The organism is Kineococcus sp. NBC_00420 (assembly GCF_036021035.1).
Lineage (GTDB): Bacteria > Actinomycetota > Actinomycetes > Actinomycetales > Kineococcaceae > Kineococcus.
Genome location: NZ_CP107930.1, coordinates 2587709 through 2605830, shown reverse-complemented (window position 1 = coordinate 2605830; position 18122 = coordinate 2587709). Strand labels below are relative to the sequence as shown.

Here is an 18122-nt window from a genome sequence, read left to right as displayed (position 1 = left end):
CGGCGGCGATCGGGTCACGGGTCGAACCGGTACCCCATCCCGGGCTCGGTGATGAGGTGGCGCGGACGCGCGGGATCGTCCTCGAGCTTGCGCCTCATCTGCGCGAGGTAGACCCGCAGGTAGTTCGTCTGGTGGCCGTAGGTCGGTCCCCACACCTCGCTCAGCAGGCGTTGCTGACCGACCAGCCGGCCGGCCTGCCCGAGCAGGACCCGCAGCAGCCGCCACTCGATGGGCGTGAGCTTCACCGTCGCCCCGTGCCGGGTGACCGACGGTGCGTCGAGGTCGATGCGCAGGGCCCCGGCCTCGAACAGGGTGTGCTGCCGGACCGGCCTCGCGTCCCGCCGCGTGGCGGCCCGCAACCGGGCGATGAGCACCTCGAAGCTGAACGGCTTGGTGACGTAGTCGTCGGCGCCGGCGTCGAGGGCGGCGACGGTGTCCGCGGTCGACGTGCGGGCCGTGAGCACCACGACGGGTGTCCTGCCGCGTTCCCGCAGCCGGCTCAGCACCTCGAGGCCGTCCATGTCGGGCAGCCCGAGGTCCAGGAGGACGACGTCCGGCTCCCGCTCGGCCAGGGTCAGCGCGGTCCGGCCGTCGGCGGCGGTCGAGACGTCCCAGCCGCGGGCGCTGAGGTGGATGTCGAGGGTCCGCCGCAGCCCGGGTTCGTCCTCCACGACGAGGACGCGGCTCACACCGTGCCGACCGGGGATCCGGTGTCCGAGCGCGACCCGGTCTCGGCCAGTTCGTGGGCGTTCCCGGCGAGAGGGAGGTCGAGCACCATGGTCAGCCCCCCTCCGGGGGTGTCCTCGGCCAGGAGGCGACCGCCGACGGCCTCGGCCAGGCCGCGGGCGACGGCGAGACCCAGGCCGAGGCCCGCGCCGGAACGGTCACCCAGACGCTGGAAGGGGGTGAAGGCCTGTTCCTTCGCCGCCGCGGGCAGACCGGGTCCGTGGTCGACCACGAGCAGGCGAACCCTCCGGTCGGAGTTCTCGACGCTCTCCTGGACGTGGATCTCGACCCCGCTCCCCGGGCGGTCCCCCGCGGCCCTCCCGTGGCGCAGCGCGTTCTGCACCAGGTTCGTGACGACCCGCTGCAGGAGGCCGGGATCGGTGGAGACGAGGGGCAGGTCCTCGGGGACGGTGACGCGGTCGACACCCGGACCGACCTCGGCGACGACGAGTTCGAGGACGTCGTGCAGGGAGACCACGAGCATGTGCGGTTCGACGATCCCGCTCCGCACGCGGGTGAGGTCGAGCAGGTCGTCGATGAGCGCCTGCAGCCGGTCGGCGGAGTCGGCGACCCCGGCGAGCAGCTCCGCACGGTCGGCCTCGCCGAGCTGGATGTCGACGGCTCGCAGGCTGTCCACGGACGCCTTCAGCGTCGCCAGCGGGGTGCGCAGGTCGTGGGAGACGGCGGTCAGCAGCGCACCGCGGACGGCGTCGCCCTCTTCCAGCCGGCGGACCTGGGCGGCCTCGGCGCGCAACCGCTGCCGTTGGCGCAGCGCGGCGATCTGGGCGGCGAAGGCCTCCAGGACGCGTCGGTCGTCGGCGCTGAGGAGGCGTCCGCGCAAGGCCAGGGAGAACGTGTCCTCGACGACGACCTCGGCGTCCCCCTCGGCGGGGGTCGTGCAGACCGGGGCCCCGGCGGTGGTGGTGATGCGCCAGGGCGCCGCGGCGTCGTCGCGTTCGAGGAGGGTGACGGAGTCGACCGCGAAGGTGCGACGGGTGTGCTCCATCGCCTCGTCGAGGGGGTGGGTGGCGACGAGCGCCGTGCGGGTCAGCACCGACAACGCCTCCGTCTCGGCGCGACTGCGGGTGGCCTCGACCGTGCGTCGGGCGGCGCGGTCGACGGTGTTCGAGACCGCGACGGCTACGAGCAGGAAGACGGCGAGGGCGACGGCGTTCGCGGGCTGGGCGATGGTCAGCTGGTGCACGGGTGGGGTGAAGAACCAGTTCACCGCCAGGCTCCCGAGGAACGCCGAGGCCAGCGCCGGCCAGACCCCGCCGGCGAGGGCGGAGACCACGACGACGACGAGGAAGGCCATGAGGTCGGTGGCGAGTTCCTGCTGCGGGACGGCCACCAGCAGCAGCGTGACCAGCGCCGGGCCGACGAGGGCCAGCACCCACCCCAGCATCCGACGGTTGCGGGAGAGGGCCGCACGGGCCGGGGCGGGTAGCCGCAACGCCTGACCCTGCTGGTCGTGGGTGACGACGAGGACGTCGATGGCACCGGAACCGCGGACGACGGCATCGCCGACCCCGGAGCGGAACAACGAGGACAGGCCCCCGTGCCGGCTCGCGCCGACCACGATCTGCGCGGCGTTCAGACCCTTCGCGAACCCGAGGACGGATTCGGCGACGTCGTCCCCGACGACCTGGTGGTAGGTGCCGCCGAGGTTCTCGACCAGCGTCCGCTGGGCGGCGAGGCGGGCGGGGGAGGTGCGGACGAGACCGTCGCCGCTGGCGACGTGGACGGCGTGCAGTTCCCCCCCGGCCCCCCGGCCGGCGATGCGGGCGGCGCGGCGGACCAGCGTCTCGCCCTCCGCGCCGCCGGTGAGGGCGACGACGACCCGCTCGCGGGTCGGCCAGCTCGTCGAGATGCCCTGCTGGGCGCGGTACCGCTCCAGCCCTTCGTCGACGCGGTCGGCCAGCCAGAGCAGGGCGAGTTCGCGCAGGGCCGTCAGGTTGCCGATGCGGAAGTAGTTCGACAGCGCCGCGTCGACCTTCTCCTCGGCGTAGACGTTACCGTGGGAGAGCCTGCGCTGCAGCGCCTCAGGCGTCATGTCGACGAGTTGTACCTGCTCGGCGCGGCGCAGCACCTCGTCGGGCAGGGTTTCCCGCTGCACCACGCCGGTGATGGACTCGACGACGTCGTTGAGGGATTCGAGGTGCTGGATGTTGACCGTGGAGACGACGTCGATCCCGGCGGCCAGGAGTTCCTGGACGTCCTGCCAGCGCTTCTCGTGGCGGGAACCGGGAGCGTTGGTGTGGGCGAGTTCGTCGACGACGGCCACCTCGGGCTGGCGGGCCAGGACGGCGTCGAGGTCCATCTCCTGCACGGCGACACCGCGGTGTTCGACGCTGCGGCGGGGGAGCACCTCGAGGGAACCCAGGGCCGCGGCGGTCTGCGGACGGCCGTGGGTCTCGACCACCGCGACCACGACGTCCACCCCGCGTTCGCAGCGTCGACGGGCCTCGTCCAGCATCGTGAACGTCTTGCCGACCCCGGGCGCCGCCCCGAGGAACACCCGCAACCGTCCCCGGCGCTCGTTCGCGTACCGCTCCCTCAGCACCGGCCGACTCAGCCCTGTGCCAGGCGCTTCAGGGCGAGGTTGAGCTCGAGCACGTTGACGTGGGGTTCACCGAGGAAACCCAGCGCCCGGTCCTGGGTGTGCTCGGCGACCAGGGTGGCGACGGCCTGGTCGGTGAGGCCGCGGGCGGCGGCGACGCGGGCGATCTGCTGCTGCGCGTACTCGGGGGAGATGTCGGGGTCGAGACCGCTGCCGGAGGCGGTGAGGGCGTCCGGGGCGACGTCGGCCGGGGCGATCCCGTCGGCGGCGGCGACGGCCGCCCGGCGTTCCTCGACGAGCTTCGCCAGGTCGGTGGACTCGGGGCCGAGGTTCGAGGCCGAGGAGGCCAGCGGGTCGTACCCGTCGCCGGCGGCGGAGGGACGGGAGGCGAACCACTCGTCGCCGTCGAAGGTCTGGCCGATGATCGCCGAGCCGACCGGGGTCCCGCCGACGCTGACGACCTGGCCGTCGGCGCGGCCGGGGACGAATCGGCCCACGCCGTAGACGGCGAGCGGGTAGATCACGCCGAGCAGGAGGGTGGCGCCCACGAGGAGGACCAGACCGGTGCGGGACTGGCGCAGCAGGTTCGAGATGGAGGCCGAGGGGCGCAGCGTGGTGGTGGACATGGTGATCAGCCGATCCCGGGGATGGTGGAGATGACGAGGTCGAGGAGCTTGATGCCGATGAACGGGACGACGATCCCGCCGAGGCCGTAGACCAGCAGGTTGCGACGCAGCAGGGCCGCCGCGCTGGAGGGCCGGTAACGCACCCCGCGCAGGGCCAACGGGATGAGCGCGACGATGACGAGGGCGTTGAACACGACGGCGGAGACGATGGCCGACTCCGGGGTCGAGAGCCGCATGATGTTCAGCGCGTCGAGCTGCGGGAACGTCGTGACGAACATCGCCGGGATGATGGCGAAGTACTTGGCGATGTCGTTGGCGATGGAGAACGTGGTCAGCGCGCCGCGGGTGATGAGCAGCTGCTTGCCGATCTCGACGATCTCGATGAGCTTCGTCGGGTTCGAGTCCAGGTCGACCATGTTCCCGGCCTCCTTCGCGGCGGAGGTACCGGTGTTCATCGCCACCCCGACGTCGGCCTGGGCCAGCGCCGGTGCGTCGTTCGTGCCGTCACCCATCATCGCGACGAGCCGCCCACCGGACTGCTCCCGGCGGATGAGTTCCAGCTTGTCCTCCGGGGTGGCCTCGGCCAGGACGTCGTCGACGCCGGCCTCGAGGGCGATGGCCTGCGCCGTGCGGGCGTTGTCCCCGGTCACCATGACGGTCCGGATGCCCATGGCGCGCAGCTGCTCGAAGCGTTCGCGCATGCCTTCCTTGACGACGTCCTTGAGGTGGATGACCCCGAGGACGCGGGCCCGGCCGTCGCGGTTCTCGGCGACGACGAGCGGGGTTCCGCCGGCGGTGGAGATGTCCTCGACGGCCTGGTCGACCTCACGGGCGACGTCACCGCCGAGTTCGCGGACCCAGCGGGTCGCGGCCGCGGCTGCGCCCTTGCGGACCTGGCGTTCACCCTCGTCGGTGACGAGGTCGACCCCGGACATGCGGGTCTGGGCGGTGAACGGGACGAAGGTCGCCCCGGGCAGTTCCCCGTCCGCCCGGCCCCGCAGGCCGTAGCGCTCCTTGACCAGGACGACGACGGAACGGCCCTCGGGAGTCGCGTCGGCGAGGCTGGACAACTGGGCGGCGTCGGCGAGTTCCGTGATGTCGATCCCCGGCGCGGCGACGAGTTCGTGGGCCTGCCGGTTCCCGAGGGTGATGGTGCCGGTCTTGTCGAGGAGCAGCGTCCCGACGTCCCCGGCGGCCTCGACGGCCCGCCCGGACATGGCCAGGACGTTGCGCTGCACCAACCGGTCCATACCGGCGATCCCGATCGCGGAGAGCAGCGCCCCGATCGTGGTCGGGATGAGGCAGACCAGCAGGGCCACCAGCACGATGAGGGACTGCGGGCGTCCGGAGTAGATGGCCATGGGCTGCAACGTGACCACGGCGAGCAGGAACACCAGGGTGAGGCTCGCCAGCAGGATGTTCAGGGCGATCTCGTTGGGCGTGCGCTGACGCGAGGAACCCTCGACGAGAGCGATCATCCGGTCGACGAAGCTCTCCCCGGGTTTCGCGGTGATCCGCACCACGATCCGGTCCGAGAGGACCGTCGTCCCACCGGTGACGGCGCTGCGGTCGCCGCCGGACTCGCGGATGACCGGAGCGGACTCGCCCGTGATGGCCGACTCGTCGACGCTGGCGACCCCGTCGACGACGTCGCCGTCACCGGGGACGGTCTGGCCCGCTTCGACGACCACGAGGTCACCGACCCGCAACTGGCTGGAGGGGACGTTGACCTCGTCGCCGTGGAACCCGGTGGGGTCCACCAGCCGACGCGCGGTGGTGTCCGAACTGACTTTGCGCAGGGACGCCGCCTGGGCGCGGCCGCGACCTTCGGCGACGGCCTCGGCGAGGTTGGCGAAGAGGACCGTGATCCACAGCCAGGCGACGATGACCCAGGCGAAGACCGACGGGTCGGTGATCGCCAGCACGGTGGAGAGCGCGGCACCGATGGCGACGACGAACATGACCGGCGTCCGCACGAGGTGGCGCGGGTCGAGCTTCCGGAACGCGTCCGGGAGGGAACTCACGAGCTGGCGCGGGCTGAAGGCACCGCTCGCGATCCGGTGCGGTCCCGCGCTCGCGGGGTTTCCCGCCGCGGCGGGGTTCGTGGTGTCGGGGAGGGTCGGGGTGCTCATGCGAGTGCCTCTGCGAGGGGTCCGAGGGCGAGGGCGGGGAAGAAGGTGAGACCGGTGACGACGACCACGACGGCCGCGTGCATGCCGGCGAACGTGACGGTCTGGGTGGGCAGGGTCCCGGCGGTGACGCTGGCGGGTCGCTGCCGGGCGAAGGTGCCGGCGAGGGCGATGACCAGCAGCATCGGGAGGAACCGGCCGACGTACATGCACAGTCCGAGGGCGACGTTGTAGAACGGCGTGTTGACGCTGACCCCGGCGAAGGCACTGCCGTTGTTGTTCGCCGTCGAGGCGAAGGCGTACAGCATCTCGCTGAGACCGTGCGGCCCGGAGTTCAGCATCATCGCGCGGGTGGACTCGCTCGAGAGCGCGATCGCCACGCCGACGAGCAGCGCGAACGGGGTGGCCAGGATGTAGAGCGCGGCCAGGGTGATCTCGCGCTGGCCGATCTTCTTGCCCAGGTACTCCGGGGTCCGTCCGACCATCAACCCGGCGACGAACACGGTGATGATCGCCAGGACGAGCATCCCGTAGAGGCCCGAACCGACGCCACCGGGGGTGACCTCGCCCAGCATCATGTTGACCAGCAGGGCGCCGCCGCCGAGGGCGGTGTAGCTGTCGTGAAAGGAGTTCACGGCCCCCGTCGACGTCGACGTCGTCGCCGTCGCGAACAGGGCCGAGGCCCACTCGCCGAACCGGGTCTCCTTGCCCTCCATGGCCGCGCCGACGGCCTGCGGGACGGTGCCCAGGGCGTGGGTCTCGGCGTAGAGCGTGACGGCGCTGGAGACGGCGAAGATGCCGGCCATCACGGCGAGGATCGCGCCCCCCTGGCGCTGGTTGCCGACCAGCGTCCCGAACGTGCGGGGCAGGCTGAAGGGGATCGCGAGGATGAGGAAGATCTCGAACAGGTTGGAGATCGCGGTCGGGTTCTCGAAGGGGTGCGCGGAGTTGGCGTTGAAGAACCCACCACCGTTGGTGCCGAGTTCCTTGATGGCCTCCTGCGAGGCGATCGGGCCCCCGACGATCGATTGCGTCCCGCCGGTCAGAGTCGTGTACGCGGTCGCGCCGGTGAAGTTCTGCACGACCCCGGTGAGGACGAGGACGATCGCGGCGAGGAAGGCCAGCGGCAGCAGGATGCGCAGGGTGCTGCGCACCAGGTCCACCCAGAAGTTGCCGATGGTGCCGGTCCCGACGCGGACCAGGCCCCGGACCAGGGCGACCGCGACGCAGAGGCCGACGGCGGCGGAGAGGAAGTTCTGGACCGCCAGGCCGCCCATCTGCACCAGGTGCCCCAGCGCGGACTCCCCGGAGTAGGACTGCCAGTTCGTGTTCGTCACGAACGACACCGCGGTGTTCCACGCCTGGGTCGGTTCCATGCCGCCGAAACCCAGCGACAGCGGGAGGTGGCCCTGCAGGCGCAGGAACGCGTACAGGAAGAGGATCGAGACGGTCGAGAAGCCGAGGACGGAGAGCGCGTAGACCGGCCACCGGGTGTCGGCGTCACCGTCGACGCGCAGGACGCGGTAGATCCCCCGTTCCACCCGCAGGTGCTTCGCGCTGGTGAGGGTGCGGGCCATGTAGTCGCCGAGAGGAACGTGGACCGCGGCGAGCAGGACGACGAGGAGGCCGATCTGGAGCAGGCCGGCGGTGCTGTCGGAGAGCGTCATCAGTGGTTCCCGTCAGAACTTCTCGGGGCGCAGCAGCGCGTAGAGCAGGTATCCGGCGACGAGGACCGACAGGACGAGTCCGGTGGCCCCCTCGAGGCTCATCGGCGCTCCAGCGCGCGGACCAGGAGGGTCGCGGCGAGGGCCAGGACGAGCGTGAGGGCGGTGAAGCCGACATCCAGCACGGGGACTCCAGAGAAGGTGTGTGGGGCACGTGTGTGCTCGATCAGAGAAGCACCCGCGACACCGTGATCAGGCGATCCTGACGCCCTCTTGACGCCCGTCCCCGGATCTTGACGGCATCTTGACGGCCCCCACTGCGCGAGCTCGCCCACCGGGCCGGCGGGGGGACCGACACTGGGCCCGTGGCCAGAGCGCACCGACACCCGACCGACGACGCCACCCGGCACGCCCCGGAGGCCGGTGCGTCGCTGGCGGCGCTGCCGGTCGTGGCCTGCAAGCTGTACCGCCCCGGGACGGCGCCGCAGGTCGTGCACGACGTGACGCAGGCCCTGCAGCAGGCGCAGTCCTCCGGCGGCTTCGTCTGGATCGGGTTGAACGCCGCCTCGGCGGCCGACGTCCACCGGCTCACGTCGATCTTCGACCTGCCGGCGCTGGCGGTGGAGGACGCCGTGAACGCGCACCAGCGGCCCAAGTTCGAGCGCTACGGCGGCCAGAGCTTCGCGGTGCTGAAACCCGTCCGCTACGTCGACCACGACGAGGTGGTCGACGTCAGCGAGATCGCCCTCTTCCTCGGCCGGAACTTCGTCGTCACCGTTCGCCACGGTGACTCCACCGTCGTCGCCGACGTCCGTGCCGACGTCGACCTCCTGGCCTCGGAGCCGGTGGGTCCGGCCTCGGTCCTCTACCGCCTGGTGGACCGCGTCGTGGACGGGTACCTCGACGCGGTCGACGGCATCGCCGTGGACGTCGAGGACATCGAGGAACGGGTCTTCGGCGGCGCCGACGACGAGCACGCCGAACGCATCTACAAGCTCAAGCGGGAGGTGCTGGAGTTCAAGCGCGCCGTCGTCCCCCTGTGCGCACCCCTCCAGCGGCTCGTCGAAGGAGAGGCGTTCGTCCCCGGCGAGGTTCCCGGCCACGAGGAGCAGCGTCAGCGTTCTGCCACCTACCGGGACGTCCTGGACCACCTCCTGCGGGCCGCGGACGCCATCGACGGGTACGACCGTCTCCTCACCGACGTCCTCCAGGCGCACCTGGCCCAGGTCAGCGTCCGTCAGAGCCGCGTCGCCGCACAGCAGAACGAGGACATGCGCCGGATCTCGGCGTGGGCGGCGATCGCTCTCGTCCCCACCGCGATCGCCGGCATCTACGGGATGAACTTCGACAACATGCCCGAACTGTCGACCCGCTACGGCTACTTCGTCGTGCTCGCGGTCATCGTCAGCATCTGCACGGCGTTGTACGCCGTCCTCAAGGCGAAGAAGTGGTTGTGAGCGTCGGCGCCGAGATCGCGTCGGTCAGGACCCGCTGCTGAGCGCCGCGCTCCCGGCGGGGCCTCCGTCGGGCACCGGCTCGTCGTACCCGTGACCGACCGCCCCCACGTTCGGAAGCCGTTCGAACGCAACGCCTCGCCCGTCCGGGGTCGTGTCGGACCCCTCTGTCATCGTCTGTCCTGTTCGACAGGCAAGGAGAGACCCGATGACCGTCATCGACCCCACCGCGCGCTTCCCCCGCGCGGTCACCCGGCGCTACCGGCACCGCTACGCCGTGCTGGACGTCGAGACGACGGGTCTGCGCCCGGACGCGGGGGACAGGGTCGTCCAGATCGCCGTGACGCTGCTGGACCACCACGGGGTCGTCGAACGGAGCTGGTCGACGCTGGTCGACCCGCAGCGCGATCCCGGACCCACCCACGTGCACGGCATCACCGCCGAACGGCTCGTCGGCGCCCCCACCTTCGGCGAGATCGCGCCGCAGGTCGCCCAACTCCTGGCCGGGCGGGTCTTCGTGGCCCACAACGCCCGGTTCGACTGGAAGTTCGTGACCGCCGAGATGCGGTCCGCCGGTGTGGACCTCCCGGTCCGGGAACGGCTGTGCACGTGGAAGCTGGCGCAGCGGCTCGACCTCCCGGTGGAGAACCTGAAGCTCGCGACGCTCGCCCGGCACTGGGGTGTGCAGCAGTTGCGCGCCCACGACGCCGAGGACGACACCCGGGTCCTGGTCGAGGTGCTGCGGGAGGCGCTCGTCACGGCCGCGGAGCAGCGCGTGCGGCTGCCGGTGGTCACGCCGCGGGGGGTCGCTCCGCTGTCCCGGTCCGGTCGGATCCGTGCTCGGCTGCGGGGTTGGCTGCGCCTGCCGTGAGGTGAGCCGTGCTCGTCGGGGGGCGGCTTCCGTGCGATGGTGGGGGCGGACGCCCCTCCAACGAAGCCGCTGTCCGGCGGTCCGGTCGGCGCGCCGGGGGCGAGTTCGTCGGCTCTTCTGCACCTCGTGCAGCGCTCGATGAGGCGAGGAGCCCATCCGTGGCCGACTTCATGTTCTGCACCAACTGCCAGGACGACGCGCAGATGCAGCTGCCCATGAGCGCCCCTGACGGCGGTGTGATCCACACCTGCCTCGACGACCACGGCGGTACCGGTCCCTGGGTCTTCACCGTCTACCCCGCGATCGAGTCCACCCGGATCGTGCGGCGCACGGCCGCCCGGGTGGAGAACGGCGGCGTGACCGCCGACCTCCTCGAACCCTTGTCGCAGGTCTTCGAGGTCGGCGGCCCCTGGCTGGAGTTCGGCGTGGTCGAGGCCCGCCTGCGTGAGCGCGCCCCCGAGGTCTTCGCCAAGCACGTCGCCGAAGCCGGTCACACGATGTTCGGTCCGACCTCCAACACCGCGTCCGGTCGGATCGCGATGGCGCTGAGCGCCCTGCGCGCCCGCGGCAAGGTCGCCGGTTTCGTCGGCAAGAGCACCGGGACCCCGTGGCGTGGGCGCACGATCAGCCACTGGTGCCTGGACGGGAACACCCCGCGCACCGAGGTCCTGTCCTGGGTCCAGCACCGCGAGGCCCTCGGGCTGAGCGAGGACTGGACCGACGAGGACCGCGCCGGGCTCACCCCCGCTGCGGTGACCGTCGGCGTCTGAGTCAGCGCACGACGACGAGCGACCCCTGCGGCATGAGGTCGCGCGACCAGATCACGTCCATCGCCGCGTTCGTGACGCGCGCGCAACCGTGCGAGGCCGGGTAACCCGGGACGCTGGCCGCCCCGTGCACCGCGATCCCCTGGCTGGGGTCGAAGTAGCGCGGCCGGTAGAGCCGTCCGAGTTCCGCGTTCCGGATCCCGTCGACGCTGCGGTAGACGTGGAAGCTCCCCGCGGGGGTGTCCGCGAGGTCCGTGTGACCACTCGGTGAGCGGTACGTCTGGTAGGTACCGGTCGAGGTGTGGAAGATCGCGGCGATGCGGCCGTCGTCGGCGACGGTGAGGGTTCCCGCCCCACGGTCGACCTCGACGACGTGACCGGTGCGGACCCCGACCGCGGGCTGCGCGCCGCGTGCCAGGGCGGCCCGGGTGGCGGGTCCGACGACACCGTCGCGGGTGAGGCCGGCCGCCCCCTGCAGGGCCATCACGGCCTGCTTCGTGTTCTCCCCGAAACTGCCGTCCGGGGTGCCCAGCCAGTAGTTCAGGCCGGCCAGCCGCTGCTGCAGCGCGAGGACCTCGGGCCCGCGTGCGCCGGCCTTCAGCGACGTCTGGGTGAACGCGACGGTCTGCACCGCAACGGTCGTGGTCTTCGGGGTGGTCGGTGCCGCCTCGGCGTGGGTGAGGACGGCCAGTCCGCACGCGGCGAGCGCCGCGGTGGCGAGGGCGAGGCGAACGGTGCGCCGCAGGCGGGTGCCCTGCGCGGTCCGGTCGGTCGACGTCTCGTGCTGCGGACGGTGGGTGGTCATCTCGGTGTCCAGTTCTCGAAGGTCTGCCTCGGGACCCGGTGGTCCGGGTTCCGACGAGGAGACGCGCGAGGAGGGCTCCGTGTTGCACGTGCCGGGCCACGAGTTCCGCCGGTGGTCTCACCAGTCGTGCACGGTCCCGTCCGCGAGCCGGTTCACGGGCAGGTAGGCGGCCTCGTAGGGGTGCGCGGCGGCCAGTTCCTCGTCGAGCTCGACCCCGATCCCCGGCGCGTCACCGGGGTGCAGGTGTCCGTCGGTGAACGTGTAGGCGTGCCGGAACACCTCGTTCGTGAGGTCGGTGTGCCCGGAGTACTCCTGGATCCCGAAGTTGTGGATCGCGAGGTCGAGGTGGATCGCGGCCGCCGTCCCGACGGGGGAGATGTCCTCGGGGCCGTGGACGGCGCTCTTGACCTGGTACACCGCGGCGAAGTCGAAGAGCTTCTTCAGCGGTGAGATCCCGCCGAAGTGCGTCACCGCGGACCGGGCGTAGTCGATGAGCTGCTCGGTGATGAGGGTCTGGTAGTCGTGGACGGAGTTGAACACCTCCCCGACGGCCAGCGGGGTCGTCGTGTGCCGGCGGACGGTGCGGAAACCCTCCTGGTTCTCCGCGGGGGTGCAGTCCTCGAGCCAGAACAGGTCGTAGCGCTCGACGTCCTTGCCGAGCTTGGCGGCCTGCACCGGGGTGAGGCGGTGGTGGGCGTCGTGCAGCAGCGGGAGTTCCGGACCGAACTCGTTCCGCACCGCCTCGAGGACGCTCGGCAGGTGCCGCAGGTACGCCGGGGTGTCCCAGTCCTCGACGACCGGGAGCGCACGGTGCGTCGGGCGAGCGATGGCCTCGCCGGTGTGCACGCCGTAGACCGTCCGCAGCCCGGGCACCCCGGTCTGCACCCGCACCGCCTGGTACCCCTCGGCCCGGCGCGCGCGGACGGAGTCGAGGAGTTCCGGGACGTCGCGACCGTTGGCGTGGCCGTAGGTGCGGACCCGTTCCCGGGAGGCGCCACCGAGCAGTTGGTACAGCGGCAGACCCGCGACCTTGGCCTTGACGTCCCACAGCGCGACGTCGACCGCGGCGATGGCCGCCATCGTCACCGGCCCGCGCCGCCAGTACGCGCCCCGGTACAACGACTGCCAGGTGTCCTCGATGCGGTGCGGGTCGGTGCCCAGCAGCAATGGGACGACGTGCTCGCGCAGGTAGGCGACGACCGCCTGTTCGCGGCCGTTGAGGGTGGCGTCACCGAGCCCGGTGAGACCCTCGTCGGTGGTGAGCTTCAGGGTGACGAAGTTCCGGCCCGGGCTGGTGACGACGACGTCGGCGGCGACGATCCTCACGAGGAGGCTCCCGTCCCGGATCGGCGGTTCGTGGGGAGGTGGGGCACGCCGGCCAGGCTAGGCGGCGGGCTGTGCCCGAGGAAGACTTAGCTCACGCGGTCTCGACGGTGGTCCGGAGGTGTCCGTCGGCGGCGAGGGCGTTCTGGGAAGTGGTCACACCCCTGCTTCGGCGCGACGGGCGGCGGCGCGGAGCCGAGTCACTCGGATGGGCGTCTCCGTTCGCCCGGGTGGCGCAGGGGGTGCACTCACCGGTGATCGCCTCGTGGTCCGCAGGACCGTGTGGGGCACGATGGACCCGTGACCAGCACGCCCGTCCGTCGTCCCCGTGTCCGTGCCCCGCAGCTGGTGGGCCGCCGTTGGCTCAACACCGAGGGCGACCTGTCGCTGGCCGACCTGCGCGGCAAGATCGTCCTGCTGGACTTCTGGACGAGCTGCTGCGTGAACTGCCTGCACGTCCTCGACGAGCTGCGGCCGCTGGAGGAGAAGTTCGCCGACGTCCTCGTGACCGTCGGGGTGCACTCGCCGAAGTTCGCCCACGAGGCCGAGCCCGCGACGCTGGACGCGGCCGTCGACCGCTACGCCGTCCACCACCCGGTGCTCGACGACCCCCAGCTCACGACCTGGCAGGCCTACGCGGCCCGTGCCTGGCCGACGCTCGTCGTCGTCGACCCCACCGGCTACGTCGTCGCGTCGATGTCCGGGGAGGGGCACGCCCACGGGTTGGACGTCCTGGTCTCCGAGCTCGTCGCCGAGCACGAGGCCGCCGGGACGTTGCGCCGGGGCGACAGCCCGTACGTGCCACCGGCGCCCGCGGGGTCCGCGTTGCGGTTCCCGTCGCGGGTCGTGCGGCTGCCCGACGGCGGGGCCCTCGTCGTCGACACCGGTCACCACCAGCTCGTCGAGCTCGACGCGGACCTGGAGACCGAACGTCGCCGGTTCGGGACCGGCGCTCGCGGGTTCACCCCCGACACGTTCGCGGAACCCCAGGGGGCGGTCGTGCTGCCGCCCGAGGTCGCGGAGCAGGTGGGGTACGACGTGGTCGTCGCGGACAGCGTGAACCACGCGTTGCGCGGTCTGTCGCTCTCGACGGGTTCCGTGGTCACCGTGGCGGGGACCGGTTCCCAGCTCCGACGCCGCGAGGGTGGCGGGCCCGCGCTGGAACAGGCCCTCTCGACGCCGTGGGACGTCGCGTGGTTCGACGGTCAGGTCGTGATCGCGATGGCCGGGGTGCACCAGTTGTGGGCGTTCGACCCGCTCACGTCGGTCGTGCGGGTCCTCGCCGGGACCACCGCGGAAGGCATCAAGGACGGCCCGGCCGAGGAGGCCTGGTTCGCGCAGACCTCCGGCCTCGCGGTGTCGCCCGACGGCTCGACGGTGTGGCTGGTGGACGCCGAGACGTCCGCGCTCCGGTCGCTGCGGCGCAGTGGTTCGGTGGACCGTTCCGTTCCCGTGGTCTCCGACGACCGGATGGCGAACGTCGCCGCCGTCGCGGGTTCGGGCTACGTCGTGGAGACCCACGTCGGGCAGGGGTTGTTCGACTTCGGGTTCCGCGACGGTCCCGCCGCGGAGGCGTTGCTGCAGCACCCGTTGGGCGTCGCGGTCGCCGACGACGGATCGATCCTCGTCGCCGACACCTACAACGGCGCGCTGCGCCGGTTCGACCCGGCGACGGGCGAGGTCTCGACGCTCGTGCGGGACCTCGTGGAACCCTCCGACGTCCTCGTCGACGGCGACACGTTGGTGGTGGTGGAGAGTTCCGCGCACCGCCTGACCCGGGAACTCGCTCCCGCGAGCGTGCGGGTCGACGGGTCCGCCCACCGCGTGCAGCGGCCCCCGACCGACCTCGCACCCGGCGTGGTCTCCCTCTCGGTCTCCTTCACCCCGCCGACCGGGCAGAAGCTCGACGACCGCTGGGGCGACCCGACCCGCCTCACCGTCGCCTCGACCCCGCCGGAGCTCCTGGTCTCCGGAGCGGGTTCCTTCGAGGGGTTGTCGCGGACGCTGGAGTTCGCTCCCGGGGTCGAGAACGGGGTGCTGCACGTGAGCGTCCAGGCGGCCGCGTGCGACGGGGACCCGGAGACCGGGGAGGTGCCGGAGTTCGCGGCGTGCCACCTGTACCAGCAGGACTGGGGGATCCCGGTGCGGTTGGTCGACGGAGCGGCGGCGGAACTGCCGTTGGACCTGCGGGGGGCGTAGTCGGACAGGTTGCGCAGGAGTTCCGCGGGCGACTCCCGTGCACAACCCGCACGTGCTCCGACAGGCGGCCTGCGAACCCCGGAACCCGACCGTGCACCGCTGACCTGGATCGCGGCACGGCGTCGGTGCGTGTCCTGAGGCCCAGTGCGATTGGCTACCCTGACGTCCGTGTCGGACGCCACCGTGGACCCCTTCTCCAGCGCCTTCGGCCTCGCCGTCGGTGGCAGTGCTGCCGGAGCCGCAGAGAGCACCCGGTTGTCGTCGGCCGCCGGCAACCTGCTGCGCAAGGCGTTCGACTGCCTGAACACCGACGAAGCGCGGGCCCGCCGTCTCGTGGAGCGGGCGCTGGCGTTGCCCTACGACGAACACGAGCAGACGGTGCCGGCGGTGTGGGAGGCGTTCATGCTGCTCCACGAGGTGGTGCTTGATGAGCTCGAGTCGTCCGTCCCGGAAGAGCACGGCTGGTTGGACGCCGCAGCGGACGTCCTCGCCCGGCACACCGGCCCCGGCGCCGACGCGCTGCGCGGGGTGCTCGACTTCGACAGGTCCGCCGTGGAGCTCACCCCTGCGGAGGCTCAGCGGTGTCGGGAGCTGAACCGGGGCACGACGGAGGACACCTGGTTCGACGCCTCGCCGGGGGAGGTCACCGCGGAGACCGTGCTCGACGTCCTGCGCGTCGCGGCGGCGTTCCAGGAGGCCCTCGAGGTGGGACACGGCTGAGGCCGCTCCGCGGTCGGCTCACGTCGGTCGAGCTGCGCTTCCCGGCCGTCGTGGGCCGGCGACACCCGACACGGTGGCGGCTGCTCGGTCGCGCGGCAGGATGATCACGTGGAGACGATCGTCCGGACACCCCACGAGGTGTTCTACGCGCCCCAGCGCCTCGACGTACCGCTGTTCCAGCGGCCGTACGTCTGGACCCGCGAAGGACAGTGGGCACCCCTCTGGGCCGACGTCCGGCGGCTGGCCGAACTCGCTCTGAACGGTCCGGACACCGTGCCGCACTTCCTGGGGGCGGTCGTCCTGCAGAGCCGCCCGTACGTCGTCGGTGGCATCCCGAACCTCACGGTGATCGACGGGCAACAACGGCTCACGACGTTGCAGCTGCTGCTCGACGCCGTCCGTTCCGTCGCCCTCGAGGCCGGCGCGCACCAGGCCGCCGACCAGTTGCGCACGCTCGTCGAGAACGACGCGCCCTTCCGTGGGGTCGAGCACGACCGGTTCAAGGTGTGGCCCACGAACCGCGACCGCGACGCGTTCGTCGCCGCCATGACGGGCACCGGACACACGGGCCCGGCGGTGGGGCAGCAGCAGGTGGCGGCGGCACACACCTGGTTCCGCGACGTCGCCGAGGAGTGGATCGGGGACGAGGACGCCGTTCGGCGGGCGACGGCGCTGACCCACGTCCTGCGGACCAAGCTGCAGCTCGTCGTCATCCAGCTCGGCGTCGACGAAGACGCCCAGGAGATCTTCGAGACCCTCAACGCCCGCGGCACTCCGCTGTCGGCAGCCGACCTGGTGAAGAACTTCGTGTTCCAGCGGCTCGACGCCACCCCGAGCCAGGCGCAGACGATGTACGAGAAGTTCTGGCGGCAGTTCGAGACCCCGTTCTGGGAGAAGGAGGTCACCGTCGGGACGACACCGCAACCCCGATCGTCCGTGTTCCTCACCCAGTGGCTGACCGCGCGGGTGGCCGAAGAGGTGCCGCCGCGACAGGTCTTCACCCGCTTCAAGCACTACGCCCAGGTCGAGGCCAGCGAGGCGATGACGGACCTCCTCCCGCGGCTCCACGCCTCGGCCGTCGTGTACCGCGAGTTCATCGTGAGCGGCCAGCGGTACGACGGAGACCTCGACCGGCTGGGGTTGTTCGTCTACCGCACGGGCGCGTTGAACCAGGAAAGCGTCCGCGCGGTCCTGCTGTGGGCGCTGGATCCGGACCAGGAGCCGATCCCCGGGGACCAGCTCGACGAACTCCTGGGGTCGGTGGAGAGCTGGGCCGTGCGCAGATCGCTGCTGCGGCTCAGCACCGCCGGGTACGCGCGGTTGGTGGCGGAGCTCTTGCAGGTGCTGAGGAACTCCCCGCGGTCGGAGGCCGGCTCCGTGACGACACGCGTCCTGGCGCAGCAGACGTCGTCCGGGACGTACTGGCCACCGGACGCCGAGGTCCGTGATCAGCTGCGGACCTCGCCGGTCTACCGGCGTCTGCGACGCGGCCGGCTGCGCATGGTGCTCGAGGCGGTCGAGGACCACGCGCGCGGCTATGGCATCCCCGGGGCCAAGCGTTTCGCCGATTCCCGCGTGGGCCGGAACAAGCTGGCGATCGAGCACGTCCTGCCGCAGACGTGGGAGACGAACTGGAGCATCGGGGACAACCCCGTCGCGAAGCAGCGCCGGACCGAGCACGTCCACGTCCTCGGGAACCTGACCCTGGTCACGGGCAGCCTGAACAGCAAGGTCTCCAACGGTCCGTGGCTCGGGACCGGCGGGAAGCGCGAGGCTCTCAACGCCCACGACGTCCTCATGCTGAACCGGCGTGTTCGCGAGGCCGGCGAGGACGGCTGGGACGAGACGGTGATCGACGTGCGGACCGACGAACTGACCGGACGACTGCTCCAGGTCTGGCCCGCACCCGCCGGCCACGCCGTCCGTCCCGACCTCGGCAGCACCGACCTGGCGCACATCTCGGTCCGCGACCTGTTGCAGGCCGGTCTGCTGCAGCCGGACCAGCCGATCTACGCTCGCCGTGCGGAGCGTGAGCACGAAGCCCGGGTCCGGGCCGAGGGGTGGATCGTCGTCGACGGTGTCGCGTTCGAGACCCTGTCGGGTGCGGCCAAGGCCGTGGCCGGGCACGCCCTGAACGGTTGGTGGTTCTGGTCCACCGATCGCGCGGGGGTGACCACGCTGCGGAAACTCCGGGAGCAGCTCGCGGCGGGGGACGGCGTCGACGACGCGGCGGAGTGAACTGAAGCCTCGCCCGGAGCGCCGTCCGGGGTTCGTGCTC

Annotated in this window: 14 protein-coding genes; 6 read left to right on the top strand and 8 right to left on the bottom strand. The window is 71.7% G+C overall.

Going from position 1 to position 18122, the window contains the following annotated elements:
* Nucleotides 1-14: 14 nt before the first annotated feature.
* The 6 genes from OG218_RS12605 to kdpF are packed head-to-tail and all read right to left on the bottom strand — an operon-like array spanning nucleotide 15 to nucleotide 7810.
* Nucleotides 15-689: a response regulator transcription factor gene (locus tag OG218_RS12605; protein ID WP_328293571.1), complete on the bottom strand. Its 675-nt coding sequence runs from the start codon at nucleotides 687-689 to the stop codon at nucleotides 15-17.
* Nucleotides 686-3289: a DUF4118 domain-containing protein gene (locus tag OG218_RS12600; RefSeq protein WP_328293570.1), complete on the bottom strand. Its 2604-nt coding sequence runs from the start codon at nucleotides 3287-3289 to the stop codon at nucleotides 686-688. Before OG218_RS12600 ends, OG218_RS12605 begins: the two co-directional genes overlap by 4 nt.
* 8 nt (nucleotides 3290-3297) lie before the next feature.
* Entirely contained in the window at nucleotides 3298-3912 is a 615-nt protein-coding gene (kdpC, locus tag OG218_RS12595) for a potassium-transporting ATPase subunit KdpC (RefSeq protein WP_328293569.1), read from the bottom strand.
* 5 nt (nucleotides 3913-3917) lie between these two features.
* Nucleotides 3918-6044 (bottom strand): potassium-transporting ATPase subunit KdpB, encoded by a 2127-nt coding sequence (gene kdpB, locus OG218_RS12590; protein WP_328293568.1) that lies wholly within the window; start codon nucleotides 6042-6044, stop codon nucleotides 3918-3920.
* Nucleotides 6041-7708: a potassium-transporting ATPase subunit KdpA gene (gene kdpA / locus OG218_RS12585; protein WP_328293567.1), complete on the bottom strand. Its 1668-nt coding sequence runs from the start codon at nucleotides 7706-7708 to the stop codon at nucleotides 6041-6043. Before kdpA ends, kdpB begins: the two co-directional genes overlap by 4 nt.
* Before the next feature lie 12 nt (nucleotides 7709-7720).
* Nucleotides 7721-7810 carry a K(+)-transporting ATPase subunit F gene (kdpF, locus tag OG218_RS12580; protein ID WP_328293566.1) on the bottom strand — a complete coding sequence of 30 codons (90 nt, stop codon included), beginning with the start codon at nucleotides 7808-7810 and terminating at the stop codon, nucleotides 7721-7723.
* Between the two features lie 260 nt (nucleotides 7811-8070).
* Between kdpF and OG218_RS12575 the strand changes: the two genes are divergently transcribed.
* The 3 genes from OG218_RS12575 (at nucleotide 8071) to OG218_RS12565 (ending at nucleotide 10800) form a co-directional block, all read left to right on the top strand.
* Nucleotides 8071-9162, top strand: coding sequence for a magnesium and cobalt transport protein CorA (locus OG218_RS12575; RefSeq protein ID WP_328293565.1), 1092 nt, complete (start codon nucleotides 8071-8073; stop codon nucleotides 9160-9162).
* Between the two features lie 205 nt (nucleotides 9163-9367).
* Nucleotides 9368-10030, top strand: a complete 663-nt coding sequence (locus OG218_RS12570; protein WP_328293564.1) for an exonuclease domain-containing protein — start codon at nucleotides 9368-9370, stop codon at nucleotides 10028-10030.
* 158 nt (nucleotides 10031-10188) lie between these two features.
* The gene (locus OG218_RS12565) at nucleotides 10189-10800 is read left to right on the top strand and encodes a hypothetical protein (RefSeq protein WP_328293563.1); all 612 of its coding nucleotides are present in this window, start codon (nucleotides 10189-10191) and stop codon (nucleotides 10798-10800) included.
* Between the two features lies 1 nt (nucleotide 10801).
* Here OG218_RS12565 and OG218_RS12560 read toward each other — a convergent pair whose 3' ends face one another.
* Complete coding sequence (locus OG218_RS12560; protein WP_328293562.1) at nucleotides 10802-11602, bottom strand: L,D-transpeptidase family protein; 801 nt, start codon at nucleotides 11600-11602, stop codon at nucleotides 10802-10804.
* Nucleotides 11603-11719: 117 nt separating this feature from the next.
* Complete coding sequence (manD, locus tag OG218_RS12555; RefSeq protein ID WP_328293561.1) at nucleotides 11720-12928, bottom strand: D-mannonate dehydratase ManD; 1209 nt, start codon at nucleotides 12926-12928, stop codon at nucleotides 11720-11722.
* A 297-nt stretch (nucleotides 12929-13225) separates the two neighbouring features.
* Here manD and OG218_RS12550 point away from each other — a divergent pair, with 297 nt between their 5' ends.
* The 3 genes from OG218_RS12550 to OG218_RS12540 all read left to right on the top strand — a co-directional run bounded on the left by OG218_RS12550 (nucleotide 13226) and on the right by OG218_RS12540 (nucleotide 18082).
* The gene (locus OG218_RS12550) at nucleotides 13226-15124 is read left to right on the top strand and encodes an NHL domain-containing thioredoxin family protein (protein ID WP_328293560.1); all 1899 of its coding nucleotides are present in this window, start codon (nucleotides 13226-13228) and stop codon (nucleotides 15122-15124) included.
* Nucleotides 15125-15292: 168 nt separating this feature from the next.
* Nucleotides 15293-15844, top strand: a complete 552-nt coding sequence (locus OG218_RS12545) for a hypothetical protein (protein WP_328293559.1) — start codon at nucleotides 15293-15295, stop codon at nucleotides 15842-15844.
* A 108-nt stretch (nucleotides 15845-15952) separates the two neighbouring features.
* A complete protein-coding gene (locus OG218_RS12540; protein WP_328293558.1) occupies nucleotides 15953-18082 on the top strand; it encodes a GmrSD restriction endonuclease domain-containing protein in 2130 nt (709 codons plus the stop codon).
* Nucleotides 18083-18122 lie beyond the last annotated feature (40 nt).

Coding starts and splice junctions, on each gene's coding strand:
- OG218_RS12560 (WP_328293562.1), bottom strand. CDS start 11,602: ATGACCACCCACCGTCCGCAGCACGAGACGTCGACCGACCGGACCGCG.
- kdpF (WP_328293566.1), bottom strand. CDS start 7,810: ATGAGCCTCGAGGGGGCCACCGGACTCGTCCTGTCGGTCCTCGTCGCC.
- kdpA (WP_328293567.1), bottom strand. CDS start 7,708: ATGACGCTCTCCGACAGCACCGCCGGCCTGCTCCAGATCGGCCTCCTC.
- kdpB (WP_328293568.1), bottom strand. CDS start 6,044: ATGAGCACCCCGACCCTCCCCGACACCACGAACCCCGCCGCGGCGGGA.
- OG218_RS12570 (WP_328293564.1), top strand. CDS start 9,368: ATGACCGTCATCGACCCCACCGCGCGCTTCCCCCGCGCGGTCACCCGG.
- kdpC (WP_328293569.1), bottom strand. CDS start 3,912: ATGTCCACCACCACGCTGCGCCCCTCGGCCTCCATCTCGAACCTGCTG.